The organism is Acidobacterium capsulatum ATCC 51196 (assembly GCF_000022565.1).
GTDB lineage: Bacteria > Acidobacteriota > Terriglobia > Terriglobales > Acidobacteriaceae > Acidobacterium > Acidobacterium capsulatum.
This window is the reverse complement of sequence record NC_012483.1, coordinates 3,803,584-3,817,772: the sequence shown is the minus strand read 5'-3', so window position 1 is coordinate 3,817,772 and position 14,189 is coordinate 3,803,584. Positions and strand designations below refer to the sequence as shown.

The following is a 14,189-nucleotide window of genomic DNA, read 5'->3' as shown; positions in this document are numbered from 1 at the left end:
CGAGGAGATGAAGAAAAGATAAGGAAATGACGAAATGCGATGCGCAGGCCAACTTTTCAAGCTGCTGCATTCTCTTGAAACAAGACGGCATTCAGGAGATGGCGCGATCCAGATGCACGTAGCCGCCGTCGACAAAAATATGCTGTCCCGTCGTATGTCCTGATTGCGAAGAAAGCAGAAAAACAGCCATTGCGGCAATTTCTTCCGGCTGCGTCATGCGCTGCTCCAGGGGGATTTTGGAGAGAATGGCCTGCATCTTCGCCTCCGCATCGGGGAAGGTCGCAATCCATCTCTGGTACTGCGGCGTGGCTACCTCTGAGGGCACAATGGCGTTGACGCGAATGCCGCAGGGCAATAGCTCCACGGCCCACTCACGGGTCAGTGCCAGTTGGCCGCCCTTGGCAGCCGCGTAACCTGAGGTGCCTCCCTGGCCGGTCAATGCCGTCTTCGATGCAATATTAAGAATGCTTCCTCTCGCCTGCTTCAGTGCCGGCAATGCGTAGTGAGCCATCGCATAGTAGTGCCAAAGATTCTTTTCGATCGAGCGTAGAAAATCGTGCGGGTTGCCCGACTCAAGACCCACCTTGTCATTGACGCCAGCGTTGTTCACCAGCGCGTCAATGCGACCGCGGCGGCGCAGCGTCTCCTCCACAGCAGCGCGGCAGTCATCCGGAGTGGCAAGATAGGTTGTCAGCAATTCAAAGACAGCGCCGCGCGCCCTCAGATCACCGGCAAACTGCTGCACAGCGGGAGCATCCGCATTCACAATAACCGGGACCGCGCCCTCGCGAATGCAGGCTTCTGTGATGGCGCCGCCGATCCCCTCGGCCCCTCCGGTGATCAATATGACTTTGTCTTTCAGGCCAAGATCCACAATGCTACCCTCGCAGGTTAAAGAAGCCGCCGTCGAGCGGAATGTCCGCGCCCGTAATGAATGAAGCCTGATCAGAACAGAGATAGAGTGCCAGGGAGGCGACTTCCTCAGGAGACCCCATGCGGCCGATGGGCTGCGATTGGGAGAGACGAGCAAACATCGCCTCTTCCTGCCCGGCGTAGTTGTCGCGAAGAAAAGCATCCACAAAAGGAGTGTGAATGCGCGCCGGAGAAATCGCATTGCAGCGAATGCCGTCCGCAATGTAGTCCTTCGCCACTGAAAGCGTCATGGCCAGCACCGCGCCCTTGGTCATGGAGTAGGCAAAACGGTCGCTGATACCCGCGCTCGCAGCAATCGATGCGAGATTGAGAATCACTCCGCCACCGGCTTGCTTCATCGGACCAATTGCGGCTTGCATGCACAGATAAGTGCCCTTCACATTCACGCGAAAGAGCCGTTCAAAGTCGGCTTCGGTCGTATTTTCAAGACGGCCGATGTGTGCCACACCCGCGCAATTGACCAGAATGTCGATACGGGTCCGATCTACGATTCCGGCAAAGCACTCCTGCGTCTGGGAGGCGTCGGTAACATCGCACGGAAGAGAAACAGCTTCGCAACCGCCAGCCTCGGCGATGCTTCGTGCGGTTTCGTCCACAGCGTCCTTGCGCAGATCGATCAGATAGACAGTGGCTCCGCTTGCGGCAAAGGTGAGCGCTATCGCGCGGCCGATTCCGCTGCCCGCGCCGGTCACGACTGCGGTTTTTCCATCCAGACGGAAGGGTTGCGTCATAGAGAAACTCCTCTCTTCCACGGGATAAAGTCGTTCTGGCCGAGCTGTTCAGCTTTCGTCTTCAGCGAGCCGCTGGCGATATCGACCATGCGTTCGAGAATAGATTCGCCCATGCTCTCAATGCTTGACTCGCCGGTGACTACGCTGCCCGTGTCGATGTCGATAATGTCTGGCATGCGCGCCGCCAGAGCGGAGTTCGTGGCCAGCTTGATCACAGGCGCGACGGGATTTCCCGTAGGGGTGCCAAGGCCAGTGGTGAATAGCACAAGGTTGGCGCCCGCTGCCACCTGCGCGGTGACGCACTCCACGTCATTGCCCGGCGTGCAGAGCAGGTTCAGCCCAGCCGTCACCGCGTACTCCGGATAATCGAGCACATCGGTCACCGGCGACGTGCCGCTCTTGCGCGCTGCGCCAGCGGATTTCATCGCGTCTGTGATGAGGCCATCCTGAATATTGCCGGGAGAAGGATTCATCTCAAAGCCCGAACGCACGGCCCTGGCACGAGCGGCGTAGTCGTTCATGAGTTTGACAAATTTGTCTGCCGCCTCTTGAGTGGCACAGCGATCCACCAGGCTTTGCTCCACACCGCACAATTCAGGAAATTCGGAGAGCAGCGCTTTGCCCCCGAGCGCGGCCATCAGATCGGCAACATGTCCAATAGCAGGATTTGCCGAGATGCCGGAAAATCCATCAGAGCCGCCGCACTTGAGACCAATGGTGAGCTTGCTCAACGGCGCAGGTTGGCGGCGATGCTGATTTGCCTGTACCAGACCGTGAAAGGTCTCTCGAAGAGCATGCTCCATCAGCGCGGCTTCTGTTCCGGCGGTCTGCTGATCCACAATCACAAGCGGTTTAGAGAACGAAGTATTGCGCCTGCGCAATTGCTCCATAAGAACGGCGGACTGCGCATGCTGGCAACCCAGGCTGAGTACCGTTGCACCAGCCACGTTGGGATGATGCAGATAGCCTGCAATCAGCGCGCACAGGTTATCAGAATCTTCACGCGTCCCGCCGCACCCTCCCTGATGTGTGAGAAAGCGAATGCCGTCCACATGCTCAAAGACCGGCCGGGGCAAGTCGGCAGCTTCAGACTGAGGCTCCACACCGATACTTCCTGAACCCGCCTTACCTGCGCGATACTCGCGCGCCATCTCGGCCACGAGGCGGCGATATCTGGGCGGGGCGCTATACCCCAGCTCCTCTTCAAAGGCACGCTGCAGGCTTTCTACGTTGCGGTTTTCGCAGAAGACAAGCGGGACTACCACCCAGTAATTTCGCGTACCCACCTGGCCGTCATCGCGGTGGAAGCCCAGAAAGGTGCGCTGCTGCCAGCGGCTGATGTCGGGCGGCGTCCAGGGGTGCGTTTGACGGGTAGAGGTAAAGGCCGCGCTGTCATGACTTAGATTGCGCACTGTGATGACTTCACCGCGCGCGATGTTCTGGCGGGCTCGGCCCACCAGAACGCCATACATCGCGACCGGGTCACCTTTTGCGCGATTTTCAGTTACAAATTTGTGCTTGCACGGCACCGGCGCGGGCAGCACGACAGGCTCGCCGCCGATCATGACGGTCTCGCCCTGATGCAGATCTTCCAGCGCAATCAGCACGTTGTCTCGTGAGTCGATCTGCAGAACTCGAGGCATAGGTCTTTGCGACTTCCTTTCAGACGCGGGCCGCGACCGTGCGATTCTTCAACGCGCCAATGCCTTCGATGGTCACGGTCATCTCTTCGCCGGGCCTGAGCCAGCGCTTTGGCGTGCGCCCCAACCCTACGCCGGCCGGCGTGCCCGTACTGATGATGTCGCCCGGCTCAAGCGGGATGATGGCCGACAGATAAGCGATCAACTCCGGCAGCTTGAAGATCAGCTCGCGCGTATTGGAGTGCTGCAGCGTCTCTCCATCAATTGAGAGCTGAATATCAAGCGCATGCGGATCGCGCAGTTCGTCTGTTGTGACAATGGCAGGCCCCAGAGGGCAAAACGTATCAAAGCTCTTGCCCAGCACCCATTGCGAGGTGGCTAACTGCACGTCTCGCGCGCTCACGTCGTTGAGGACGGTATAGCCAAGCACGTACTGCTCCCAGTCTTCCGCGCGCACATTGCGAGCATGCTTGCCGATCACCGCCGCAAGTTCAGCCTCGTAGTCCGGTTGCTGCGATAGCGCGGGCAACACCACCTCAGCGCCTGGCCCAATGACCGCGTGCGGCAGCTTGAGAAATACCGTGGGAACCTTGGGGATCTCCATGCCGGACTCGATGGCATGGTCACGGTAGTTGAGTCCGATGCAGAGAATCTTGCCCGGACGGGTCACCGGCGCGAGCAATTCCACATCTGCGAGCGCGAGCTTCTGCGCGCCGTCGTTCAAGAGCACCGCGCGAGCTGCGGCCAGTCCGCGGTCAACATCGGTAAAAAACTCCGCCTCTGTGGCGCATCCTTCGGCGCTGAGAGGATACACAAAGCCATCGCGCTCCACACCGAAACCGGCCTGAGCCCCACCACGAAAGTTCACAAGACGCATGCTTCTTTAGCTTCCCTGCTTCTGATTTTGATCTACAGGATAACGGTGCCACCGGCCTATGCCAGTGACACCTTGAGAGCGGCCGCAAAATCCACCGGCGGATGATAGCTCTTGGGCAGCTCGATATGCAGCCCGTCTGCGCGCTGCTTCCACTTCAGGCGTTCGCCGGTGCCGAGCAATTGCACGTGCTCAATCCTGCCCGGGTTGGTGGAAGCGGCTGTGCCCATGGACTTGATGAGCATAGCGTTCTCAGGCCACCCCATGGTCAGAGCGTAGATTTCGGTATTCTGCTTGTTGCGCGTGAAGCGAATATCCTGAGCATTCAGCTTGCGGATGCTGTTGCCCTGGAAGGCGCCACTCTTGACCGAGTCAGGCCCCTCGCCGTAGATCTTCCACGGGCGCGTGGCATAAATGGCGTCGCCATTGATTTGCATCCAGGTGGTGATCTTGTCGAGCACCGCGATCTCTTTGCTGTCGATGGTGCCGTCGGGCTTGCCCGGAATATTCAGGATGAAGGTGCCGTTCTTGCTGACGGTATCGATGAGCCAGTGAATCACATCGCGCGGATGCATGTAGCCGCCGTACTCGCCCGGCTGCTCATACAGCTTGCGCTGATAGTGCCATTCGCCAATGCAGGTTTCTGACTGCCACGCATGGGGCAGAATCTCGCTCGAAAAGCCGCGTTCATAATCGGCCACCAGCGCGCCGGCAATCTTTGGCGGCATCAGCTTGCCGTTCAGCACTGCTTCAAGCTTGCCGCCATGGGTCGCCATATTGTGGTTGTAAAAGTAAGCCGCCAGATTCATACCGGCCCAGCCCAGCGGCACACGCGGATTGTCAAAATAAAGCAGATCAGGGTTGTGCTGATCGATCAGGTCGCGCGTGCGGTCATAGAAATTCTTGACGTAGGAGATATCGGGCAATGCATCGTGAGGATGCTTCACGTTGTAAAGACGGTGAGGATCAAGCCCCTCCCACCACTGGCCTTTGCCCTGAGCCATCGTCAAATCGCCGTCATAAGGCACGCCGGCCAGCGGACCGGTTTTGTCCGCGCCGTGCGAGGGCTGGAACCACCACCAGTTACGCGCCTGATGCACTGTGACCCCCAGGCGCATGCCCCGCTTGCGCGCGGCCGTGGCCCAGGTACCCACCACATCCCTGTGGGGGCCAATGGCAGTTGCGTTCCATGGCTGGTGCTTTGAGTTCCACGTATCAAAGCTGTCGTGATGATTGGCCAGCGTGATAAAGAATCGCGCACCGGCGCGCTGATAGCGCTCGATCAGCGCATCCGGGTCCCAGTTGAGCAGCGTCCATTGCGCGCAGAGATCTTTGTAGCCGAAGGTGGAAGGCGGCCCGTAATGCTCCTGCTGGAACTTGTATTGGGGCTGGCCCTGTATGTACATGTTGCGGGCATACCAGTCGCCGTCCTCGGGCACGCATTGCGGGCTCCAGTGCGCCCAGATACCGAACTTTGCATCGCGATACCACTCGGGAGCTTCGTACTGCAGCAGCGAATCCCATGTGGGCTTGAACTTGCCGGTGCCCGCAAGGTTCGGAATGGGCGAGCGCATCGGCACGCCGTCCCAGGAACCACCAGGAACCGGCAACGCGGGCGGCTTGCCCCAGGCAGTGGGCGTCCAATTGGCGTTATCGAGTCTCTGCTTGACGATCTGACCATTGACGAGTGCGTAGAACACCCGCTCATCAGCCGGCGTGGCGCAGAATTGCGCGTAATCCATCGTGAGCGCATCAAAGCCAGCCGGTGCGTTGGCCAACGCATTCCCTGCTGTTTGCCCCCTCAAAGGCAATGCTGACGAAGCCGCCATGGCCGCCATCAATTTGCAGAAATCTCTCCGCTGCATCAATGCTCCTCCGATCCTGATTGCAATAAGCGACGCCAGAGCGCGCAAATCTTACTGCGCGACTCCTCGTCCTGCGAGGATAGCCGTGCATGCAAATCAATGTCAAACGATACAGTTATCGATTAATATTTAGCTTTTCTTTGCATGTGCTCTCTTCGAAGCCTGTTCCCTCTTCGAGCGCGTGGCAGGCTGAGTGGACGCCTTCCTGAGGCTTGAGCCGCGCACGACCAGCGATGGGTCAAGGATCACAGAGACCGGACGCGGCGGCGTCTTGGACGCAATCGCATGCAGGAGAATGGCAGCCGTGCGTTCGCCAATCAACGAACTGCGCTGATCAATGCTTGAAAGCGGAACGCGGAGAGACTCGTTGTAATGAAGATTCCCGCAACCAATCACCGCGATGTCCTGCGGGATGCGCAACCCGGCATCAAGAATGGCTTCCATCGCACCGATGGCGAGAGGGTCGTTGTAGGCGAACACAGCATCCGGACGAGGCTTGCGCCGCAGCAGCAGACGCATGGCCTCAGCCCCCATCCGCGTGCTGTCCACGTCAACGTTAGAGCGAGCCACCACCAGATCTTCAGAGAATTCGTGGCCGGCCTTCTTCAGAGCCTGCCGGTAGCCCTCAAAGCGCCGCAGACCCGTGCTGTTGTCACGGCCGCGAATATGTGCAACGCGCTTGCAACCCTGCTGCACCAGATGTGAGGTCGCCATACGGCCGACCGCAACGTCATCGACGCCCACAAAATTTGTTTCCAGGCCCGATATCTCGCGATCAATGAGCACGTAGGGCATACCGTTCGCCTGCAGACGCTCGAGCGGGCCGGCATCGGCACCTGAAGTGGCAATGACCAGTGCGTCGAGCCGCCGTGCCGTCATCTGCTGTATCTCACGAGCCTCCAGTTCAGGATCTTCTTCTGAAGAGGCAAGAATCAGTGAGTATCCCTGCCGGCCAATCACCGAAGAGAGAGAGCGGGCAACCTCTGCGAAGAACGGATGCAGAAGGCTCGGCACCACCAGTCCGACAAGATAGCTGCGGCCAGTCACCAGGCTGCGCGCCATCAGGTTCGGCTGATAATCGAGTTCCTTGACGCGCGCCAGAATGCGCATGCGCGTTTCTTCAGCAATATCAGGATGATTGCGCAGCGCTTTCGAGATCGTGACAACTGAGAGGCCTAGATCTTGCGCAATGTCTTTGAGGCGAACGGCCATGTCTCGCAATATACAGGGCGGAAGCCAAGATGCAAATGCTGTCTTTTCTTCCATTAAGAGAAATTCAGAGACGAAGTCTTGCCATCCAGTAAACGATTCCTGTACCGTGAATCAAATCTGCGGAACCAGGAGCTGTGATCTTTGTACGCCGTTGACGCGCACCATCATTTCTGGCGTTACTCTGAGGCGGAATATGGCTGGATTGACGATTCCATGCAGATGCTGCGGCGGGATTTTTTGCCGCACGACCTTGAGCACGAAATGCACAGAGCAGAGGTCAGGCAGACAGTGGCCGTGCAGGCAAGGCAAACGCTCGAAGAGACACACTGGCTGCTGCAACTTGCGGAAAAGCATTCATTCCTGGCCGGCGTAGTTGGCTGGGCTCCCATCGCAAGCCCTGACTTCCCCCATATCCTGGAGTCTCTGCAATCCAATAGCCGCCTGAAAGGGTTACGCCATGTACTGCAGGGGGAGCCGGATGAACGCTATGCGTTACAGCCTGACTTTACGCGCGGGCTGAGCCTGCTGGCACCGGCCGGATTGGTTTACGACATTCTGATCTATGCGCATCAGTTGCCGGCAGCCATCGAACTGGCAGACCTGCACCCAAACCAGACATTTGTGCTGGACCATCTGGCCAAACCAAGCATCGCCGCGCGCGAACTATCACCCTGGCGCAAGCAACTGCGCAGATTGGCCGAGCGCCCCAACGTCATGTGCAAAATCAGCGGGATGGTCACCGAAGCCGACTGGCTGCATTGGACGCCTGAAGATCTTTCTCCATACCTGGAGACTGCTCTGGAGTGCTTTGGCCCGGAGAGATTGCTGGCCGGCTCAGACTGGCCGGTGTGTACCGTGGCTGCCAGCTACTCCCGCTGGTGGCAGACGCTGCGCGCCTGGGCCTCGGCCCTCTCACTCGCCGAGCAGGAGAGTATTCTGGGCGGCAATGCCACGCGAATCTATCGCCTGAAGGACCATTCAGCATGAAAGCACTCCTGCTCCACGAGCCAGAACGAGCTTCGGTGACGAACGTTCCCGAACCGGTACGTCAATCAGGAGAAGCTCTGCTGCGCGTGCGGCGCGTGGGTCTTTGTGGAAGCGATCTCAACTCCTATCGCGGCCGGAACCCCATGGTTTCGTATCCGCGGATTCTCGGCCACGAAATCGCCGCCACCATTGTGGAGATTGATGCGGGCCACGCGCCCCTTGCCGTCGGCATGGACGTAACGGTATCTCCCTACACATGCTGCAATCAGTGCGCCTCGTGCCTGCGTGGCCGCAAGAATGCCTGCCAGTTTAACCAGACGCTCGGAGTGCAGCGAGATGGCGCACTGGCGGAGTATGTGAGCATGCCTGTGGATCGTCTCTATCCCGCGCGACTCGACTTGAAATCTCTGTGTCTCGTGGAACCGCTGACCGTGGGCTTTCACTCGGTGGCAAGAGGAGGCGTGACCGCATCCGACACAGTAGCGGTGCTTGGCTGCGGAGGCGTAGGCCTCGGCGCGGTCGCGGCTGCGGCTTTTGAAGGCGCAACCACCATCGCCATTGATGTCGATGATGACAAGCTGGCCATCGCGCAGCGGGCTGGTGCGCAACATACGATTCACTCGCAACGGCAAAACCTGCATGAAGCCCTGCAAGAGCTCACCGGTGGACGGGGCCCGGACGTGATCATTGAAGCCATCGGCACGCCTGCTACCTTTCGCGCGGCTGTCGAAGAGGTCGCCTTCACCGGACGCGTCGTGTACATCGGCTACGCAAAAGAACCCGTGAGCTACGAGACCCGGCTCTTCGTTCAAAAGGAGCTGGATGTTCGCGGCTCGCGCAATGCGCAACCAGAGGATTTTCGCAATGTCATCCGCATGCTCGAAGCCGGAAGCTTCCCTGTGGATGCCGCAGTCAGCACCATGGTTCCGCTCGAAGATGCTCCGCGTGTGCTGGCGGAGTGGAGCGCCAACCCCGCAGGGTTCACCAAGATCATGATCGATCTTGACGACACACATTCCAGAGGATAAACATCCGCCATGCTGCCCAGCACTCCCACACTTCCTGAGCCTTCGGCTCATCATTCCGGCGGACCCCACAACGCTCCGATCATTACCCGCAAGACGCTGCTGCCATTTGTGCTCATCACGGCACTCTTTTTCTTATGGGCAATCCCAAACAATCTCAATGATGTGCTGATCCGTCAATTCATGAAGTCATTTGCCATGACTCGCCTGCAGGCCGGGCTGGTGCAATTCGCCTTTTATTTGGGCTACTTTTTCCTTGCGTTGCCGGCCGGCTTTATTATGCGCAGGTTCGGTTACAAATCCGGCTTCTTGATTGGCCTTTCGTTTTTTACACTCGGGGCTTTTCTCTTCTGGCCGGCGGCGGTCGCCAATAGCTATACATTCTTCCTTGCTGCGCTGTTCATCATTGCCAGCGGATGCTCGTTTCTTGAAACAGCTTCGAATCCCTTCATCGTCCAACTCGGTGACCCTCGCAGCGCGGCCCGGCGGCTCAACCTGGCGCAGGCCTTCAATCCGCTCGGTTCTATCACCGGTGTATTGATTGGAACGATCTTTATCTTTTCGGGCATTCACCTCAGCGCCACACAAATTGCAGCGCAAAAGGCCGCGCATACTTATCTGGCCTATCTGCACTCCGAGACGCTGCGCGTCGCCGATCCTTACCTGGTACTCAGTGCTTTCACGCTTGCGTTGCTGATTCTGATTGCCATCACACGCTTTCCGCACGATCTGACAACCACTCACGACGAGCCGGAAGAGCATGGCAGCATTGCCAGTCTGTTGCAAAAGCCGCACTTTGTTCTGGCGGTGCTGGCTCAATTCGCTTACGTGGGCGCACAGGTTGGCACGTGGAGCTACTTTATTCCATACGTCGTTTCTTATACGCCTGAGCACAACAAGGCCGCAGGATATTTGCTTACTATGTCGCTGGTGGGCTTCGGCGTGGGGCGCTTCTTTTCAGCCTGGGTGATGCGCTATGTGCGGCCTAGTCTACTGATGGGTATCTACTGCATCGCCAATACTCTTTTGGCCGCAATGGGAGCTTTTCTTCCTGGCTGGATCGGTGTCTGGAGTCTGCTGCTCAGCAGCTTCTTTATGTCCTTGATGTATCCCACTATCTTTGCACAGGGCATTCGCGGACTCGGGAAAAATGCAAAGATCGGCGGCTCCATCCTGGTCATGTCCATCGTGGGCGGAGCCTTGATTCCCCTGCTCATGGGATACATCGCCGATGCCTCCGGCAGCCAGGCGCTCGCTTATCTGGTTCCTCTGGCCGCCTACCTGCTGATTGGCGCTTACTCGTTTGGGGACTGGCGCACCATGCGCTCCTCAAATGCCTGAACAGAGTCACGAATAAACGTATCGCGCAAAAAAGCAGGCGCCCCCGAGCGGAGACGCCTTTGACTATTCAGGAGAAAAGCTAGAAGTGGAACTTCGCGCCGAATTGCAGCTCACGTGCATCGTAGGCTGAGGTCACCTGGCCGAAGTTTGAGTCGGCGGAGTTCGCGTCAATGCCCGTGAAGTTGGTGTGGTTGAACACGTTGAAGGCTTCAAAGCGCAGTTCCAGATTGGGCAGCCCGCCTTGAGTGAAGTGGAAAGTCTTGAAGAGCGACCATTGGAAGTTAAGCAAGCCCGGCAGCACCACAGCATCCTTGCCGGCGTCGCCAAATCCCTGATTCGTTCCTCCATTCCACGGTGCAACCGGATTTGAGAATGACGCCGGGTCAAACCACTGCAACCCGTGCTTCATATAGTGCACGTATCCGGTGACCAGGTTAGGCCGGTTCGTCGTTCCTCCACCGAGCCCCAATGTATCTGAGCCGGTATAAGTGATCGGCTGAGGCGTTCCCGTCTCCGCACTGGTGATGCCTGAAAACTCCCAGCCGCCCAGAACCTCCCGCTCAGCCACATTGGAACTATGCAGGAAGAAGGGAAACGCATAGATGTAAGTGAGATTGAGGATATGACGGCGATCCAACGAACCCGAGCCTTTGTCATACTTGAGGTTGAAGGGATTGGAGACAGAATTCAGATCTGCGCTTACCTCATCGATCTCATGCGAATAGGTGTATGCCAGCACTACCGTGAGATTATGCCAGTTATCTGCGCGTAAACCCATTTGGAGCGCGTTGTAGTTAAAGTGTGTTTCGTTTTCCTCCTGAGAGATGCTGCTGTAGCCCGGGAATATGCGATACAAGTTCGCATTGAGGCTTCCGTTCGCGACTCCCTCGCGCTGATCATACGGGCTGGCAGTATTAGCGGCATCGACCAAAGGAAGCGTATTGATCCCGCGATCATCGTTCTGGTCCCATCCATCGGTGCCGACATACTGAATCACCGCAATCATCGAGTTGGTGATGCTGTGCTGCACCCCGAGGCTATACTCCGCGGTACCGGGGTGCGGATAGTGATACTTGATGCCGGTGAGCACCGAGGGGAAACTCTGCGTCGTAGTCTGCCCCGTAAGGGCGCTTGTCTTAGGGTTTGAGAAATAGACATTGGTCGCCGATGGCTGATACGCAAAGGGCGGATTCAACGCTGCGTTATAGACGTCGTTGCCCTGCACGCGCTCATAGAACAGACCAAATCCACCACGGAGTACTGTTCGACCATCGCCATGCAAGTCGTATGCAAAGCCGACCCTTGGCTCTACGGTCTTGAAGTCGTTGTTCACAACGCCGCGGGGAAATCCATTGACCCCTGCCTCCCTTATGCCATTCAGGTAGAACGGCTCGCCGTTGTACTGAGTCAGAGACGAGGAGAGCAATGTGCCGGTCGCCGGGTCGAGAGGATAGCCTGCTGCGTAGTTATAATCCGCCGGAACAAAGTTGGCGAACTGGTTGTAGCGCTCAAAGGTGTGCGGCATGGCGTCGTACCGCAGGCCAAGGTTCAACGTAAGATCGCGCGTGACATGCCAATCATCGTTGGCATAAAAGCTGTAGTTGTTGCTCACCCAATGCTTGCCATACAGGTATTGCAATTGAGTGAAGCTGCTTGCATCCCCGAGCAGAAAGTTGATGTAGGAGTCTTTTGAGAAGTTGCTTGAATTGAAGACCGCCGTGCCTTGCGTATTGGCCTGCAATTGCTGATTTTTGTAGTCGTGCAGCCAACTGAAGCCAAATCGTAACTGATGCCGGCCGCGGTTCCAGGTCAGGTCATCCCGCCACTCAAAGCCCTCATAGCCATTTTTCCAGGGGAAATATGAGGAACTCCAATTGGCATTCAACGGAGATCCTTGCAGATCAATCTCGGGCAGGCGTGCACCAAAGTTGTCCGATACTGGAAAGAAGGACTGCGCGCTCCAACCCTGCGGTTGAGTAAATGAGCCGCCTTTGCCCGCGACCGGATCCAGCGTAATTTTGTTGCCGCTGTAGTCATACGCGGTCACATTCAAAAGATTCGGAGAAATGGTCTGCGTCAGGCTGATGACGGCACTGTAGGAAGGATTTTTCATCTGCGTGCCGACTGTCGGATACGTGCTGTCACCCCACAGTGGCGGGTAAAACGTCTCGCTGACAGCGTCATGCAGAAAGTGCCCCATCAATTGCAGCTTGGAGTTGATCGTGTGGTCGATGCGCACCACATCCTCACGCACATTGTCGGTGAGAGGGATGGAAGAAATGTATTGGCTGTTGCCGTAATTGGGATGAGGGAAGGTTCCCGCGTTCAACTCAAGCACCGCATTCTGATCAATCAGGTTTGCCGGAATCACATTGTTCGGGAATGGCTGCCCGGGCGTCAGCCCATCGGAGGCGTAAAGAGCGAGCTTCGCGGGGTCGCTCGTATTTGGAACGATTGGCACCGCTCCTCCTGCCGGAATGTTGTAAGCCAGCGGCTGGCCCAGTGTGGGAAAGTCATTGCTCGGAATCGTATTCACGATGGAAGGCGAGCTGCCTTGAATCAGGCGTCTCCACTCTTCATTCACAAAGAAGAACGTTCGTGTCTTGTTGGTGTTGTACACGTGCGGAATGAAAAGCGGGCCTCCAATATTGCCTCCCGGCTCATTCAGGCGAAACTCAGGCCGCTTCTGATGGGCGAGATTGGTGAAGTAATTGTTCGCATCATAGGCTTCGTTGCGATTGAACTCATAAAGCTCGCCATGATATCTGCGCTGGCCTGATTTGATGACCATCATCACCACGCCGCCTGAGCCGAGTCCGTAATAGGGCGGATAATTGCTATCCAGAGTGCGAAACTCAGAGAGAGCATCAATCGAAGGCAGCGAGCTGAAGCAGCCTCCGCAGCCGCGATCATTCAATTCCCCGCCATCCAGCAGGTAGATGTTGTGAGAAGTGCGGGTTCCATTGAAGCTGATGCCATTGGATGAGGTGAGAGCATTCACGCCGCTGAAGGCAGGCAGATTGTTGGAGACGCCAAGCCCGAGCGCCGCCAGGGCCGTTACATTTCGTCCGTTGGTGGCCAGCTGTGAAACCTGTTTGCCGGTCATCAGCGTGCTCAACTCATTCGTCTGTGTTTGCAACTCCAGCGCGCCGGCTTGAACCGTAATAGTCTGCGCAGTGCTACCGATTTTGAGGGAGACGTTTTCCTGTACAGTCTGCCCTGCATTGACAGTGATACCGCCAATCGTCGTGCGAGTAAATCCTTTGGCGGAAATACTCAGGCTGTAACTACCCACCCCAAGATTGCCAAAGATATAAATGCCATCGGTATTCGCCTGCGACTTCTGCTGGTGTTCTGTAGCGGTATTCGTAAGGATGACAGTGGCGTTTGGGATCACGGCCCCGGTTGGATCGGTTACGGTACCCGTGATGCTGGCATTTTCCTGAGCGAAAGCGGTGCCCACAGCAAGTGACGCCATCACCAAGAGCAACAGGGTTCTGCGGAGACTACGTATCATGCTACCTCCAGAGGGATATGGTTCAGATAGAGGTGGTAACAGCACTGAAACTGGTAAACGTTTC

10 protein-coding genes are annotated in these 14,189 nt (G+C 57.3%); 3 read left to right on the top strand and 7 right to left on the bottom strand.

Going from position 1 to position 14,189, the window contains the following annotated elements; genetic code table 11:
* Positions 1-91 precede the first annotated feature (91 nt).
* From ACP_RS15710 to ACP_RS15685, 6 genes are all read right to left on the bottom strand, one after another.
* Positions 92-874, bottom strand: a complete 783-nt coding sequence (locus ACP_RS15710; protein WP_015898320.1) for an SDR family oxidoreductase — start codon at positions 872-874, stop codon at positions 92-94.
* Positions 875-878: 4 nt separating this feature from the next.
* Positions 879-1,664 carry an SDR family NAD(P)-dependent oxidoreductase gene (locus ACP_RS15705; RefSeq protein ID WP_015898319.1) on the bottom strand — a complete coding sequence of 262 codons (786 nt, stop codon included), beginning with the start codon at positions 1,662-1,664 and terminating at the stop codon, positions 879-881.
* Positions 1,661-3,307, bottom strand: a complete 1,647-nt coding sequence (locus ACP_RS15700; protein ID WP_015898318.1) for a UxaA family hydrolase — start codon at positions 3,305-3,307, stop codon at positions 1,661-1,663. Before ACP_RS15700 ends, ACP_RS15705 begins: the two co-directional genes overlap by 4 nt.
* A gap of 19 nt (positions 3,308-3,326) precedes the next feature.
* Positions 3,327-4,181: a fumarylacetoacetate hydrolase family protein gene (locus tag ACP_RS15695; protein ID WP_015898317.1), complete on the bottom strand. Its 855-nt coding sequence runs from the start codon at positions 4,179-4,181 to the stop codon at positions 3,327-3,329.
* A 56-nt stretch (positions 4,182-4,237) separates the two neighbouring features.
* Positions 4,238-5,956 (bottom strand): alpha-L-fucosidase, encoded by a 1,719-nt coding sequence (locus ACP_RS15690; RefSeq protein WP_169305999.1) that lies wholly within the window; start codon positions 5,954-5,956, stop codon positions 4,238-4,240.
* Between the two features lie 216 nt (positions 5,957-6,172).
* Complete coding sequence (locus ACP_RS15685; protein WP_041839668.1) at positions 6,173-7,255, bottom strand: LacI family DNA-binding transcriptional regulator; 1,083 nt, start codon at positions 7,253-7,255, stop codon at positions 6,173-6,175.
* A gap of 141 nt (positions 7,256-7,396) precedes the next feature.
* Here ACP_RS15685 and ACP_RS15680 point away from each other — a divergent pair, with 141 nt between their 5' ends.
* The 3 genes from ACP_RS15680 to fucP are packed head-to-tail and all read left to right on the top strand — an operon-like array spanning position 7,397 to position 10,608.
* Positions 7,397-8,242, top strand: coding sequence for an amidohydrolase family protein (locus ACP_RS15680; RefSeq protein WP_015898315.1), 846 nt, complete (start codon positions 7,397-7,399; stop codon positions 8,240-8,242).
* Positions 8,239-9,270 carry a zinc-binding alcohol dehydrogenase family protein gene (locus ACP_RS15675; protein WP_015898314.1) on the top strand — a complete coding sequence of 344 codons (1,032 nt, stop codon included), beginning with the start codon at positions 8,239-8,241 and terminating at the stop codon, positions 9,268-9,270. Before ACP_RS15680 ends, ACP_RS15675 begins: the two co-directional genes overlap by 4 nt.
* 9 nt (positions 9,271-9,279) lie before the next feature.
* Positions 9,280-10,608 carry an L-fucose:H+ symporter permease gene (gene fucP, locus ACP_RS15670; protein ID WP_015898313.1) on the top strand — a complete coding sequence of 443 codons (1,329 nt, stop codon included), beginning with the start codon at positions 9,280-9,282 and terminating at the stop codon, positions 10,606-10,608.
* 79 nt (positions 10,609-10,687) lie between these two features.
* Here the strand turns inward: fucP and ACP_RS15665 are convergent, their stop codons facing one another.
* Positions 10,688-14,125 carry a TonB-dependent receptor gene (locus tag ACP_RS15665; protein WP_015898312.1) on the bottom strand — a complete coding sequence of 1,146 codons (3,438 nt, stop codon included), beginning with the start codon at positions 14,123-14,125 and terminating at the stop codon, positions 10,688-10,690.
* Positions 14,126-14,189 lie beyond the last annotated feature (64 nt).

Excerpts from the sequence above, each read along its gene's own strand:
- ACP_RS15705 (WP_015898319.1), bottom strand. The coding sequence starts at position 1,664 with ATGACGCAACCCTTCCGTCTGGATGGAAAAACCGCAGTCGTGACCGGC.
- ACP_RS15700 (WP_015898318.1), bottom strand. The coding sequence starts at position 3,307 with ATGCCTCGAGTTCTGCAGATCGACTCACGAGACAACGTGCTGATTGCG.
- ACP_RS15695 (WP_015898317.1), bottom strand. The coding sequence starts at position 4,181 with ATGCGTCTTGTGAACTTTCGTGGTGGGGCTCAGGCCGGTTTCGGTGTG.
- ACP_RS15685 (WP_041839668.1), bottom strand. The coding sequence starts at position 7,255 with ATGGCCGTTCGCCTCAAAGACATTGCGCAAGATCTAGGCCTCTCAGTT.
- ACP_RS15675 (WP_015898314.1), top strand. The coding sequence starts at position 8,239 with ATGAAAGCACTCCTGCTCCACGAGCCAGAACGAGCTTCGGTGACGAAC.
- fucP (WP_015898313.1), top strand. The coding sequence starts at position 9,280 with ATGCTGCCCAGCACTCCCACACTTCCTGAGCCTTCGGCTCATCATTCC.
- ACP_RS15665 (WP_015898312.1), bottom strand. The coding sequence starts at position 14,125 with ATGATACGTAGTCTCCGCAGAACCCTGTTGCTCTTGGTGATGGCGTCA.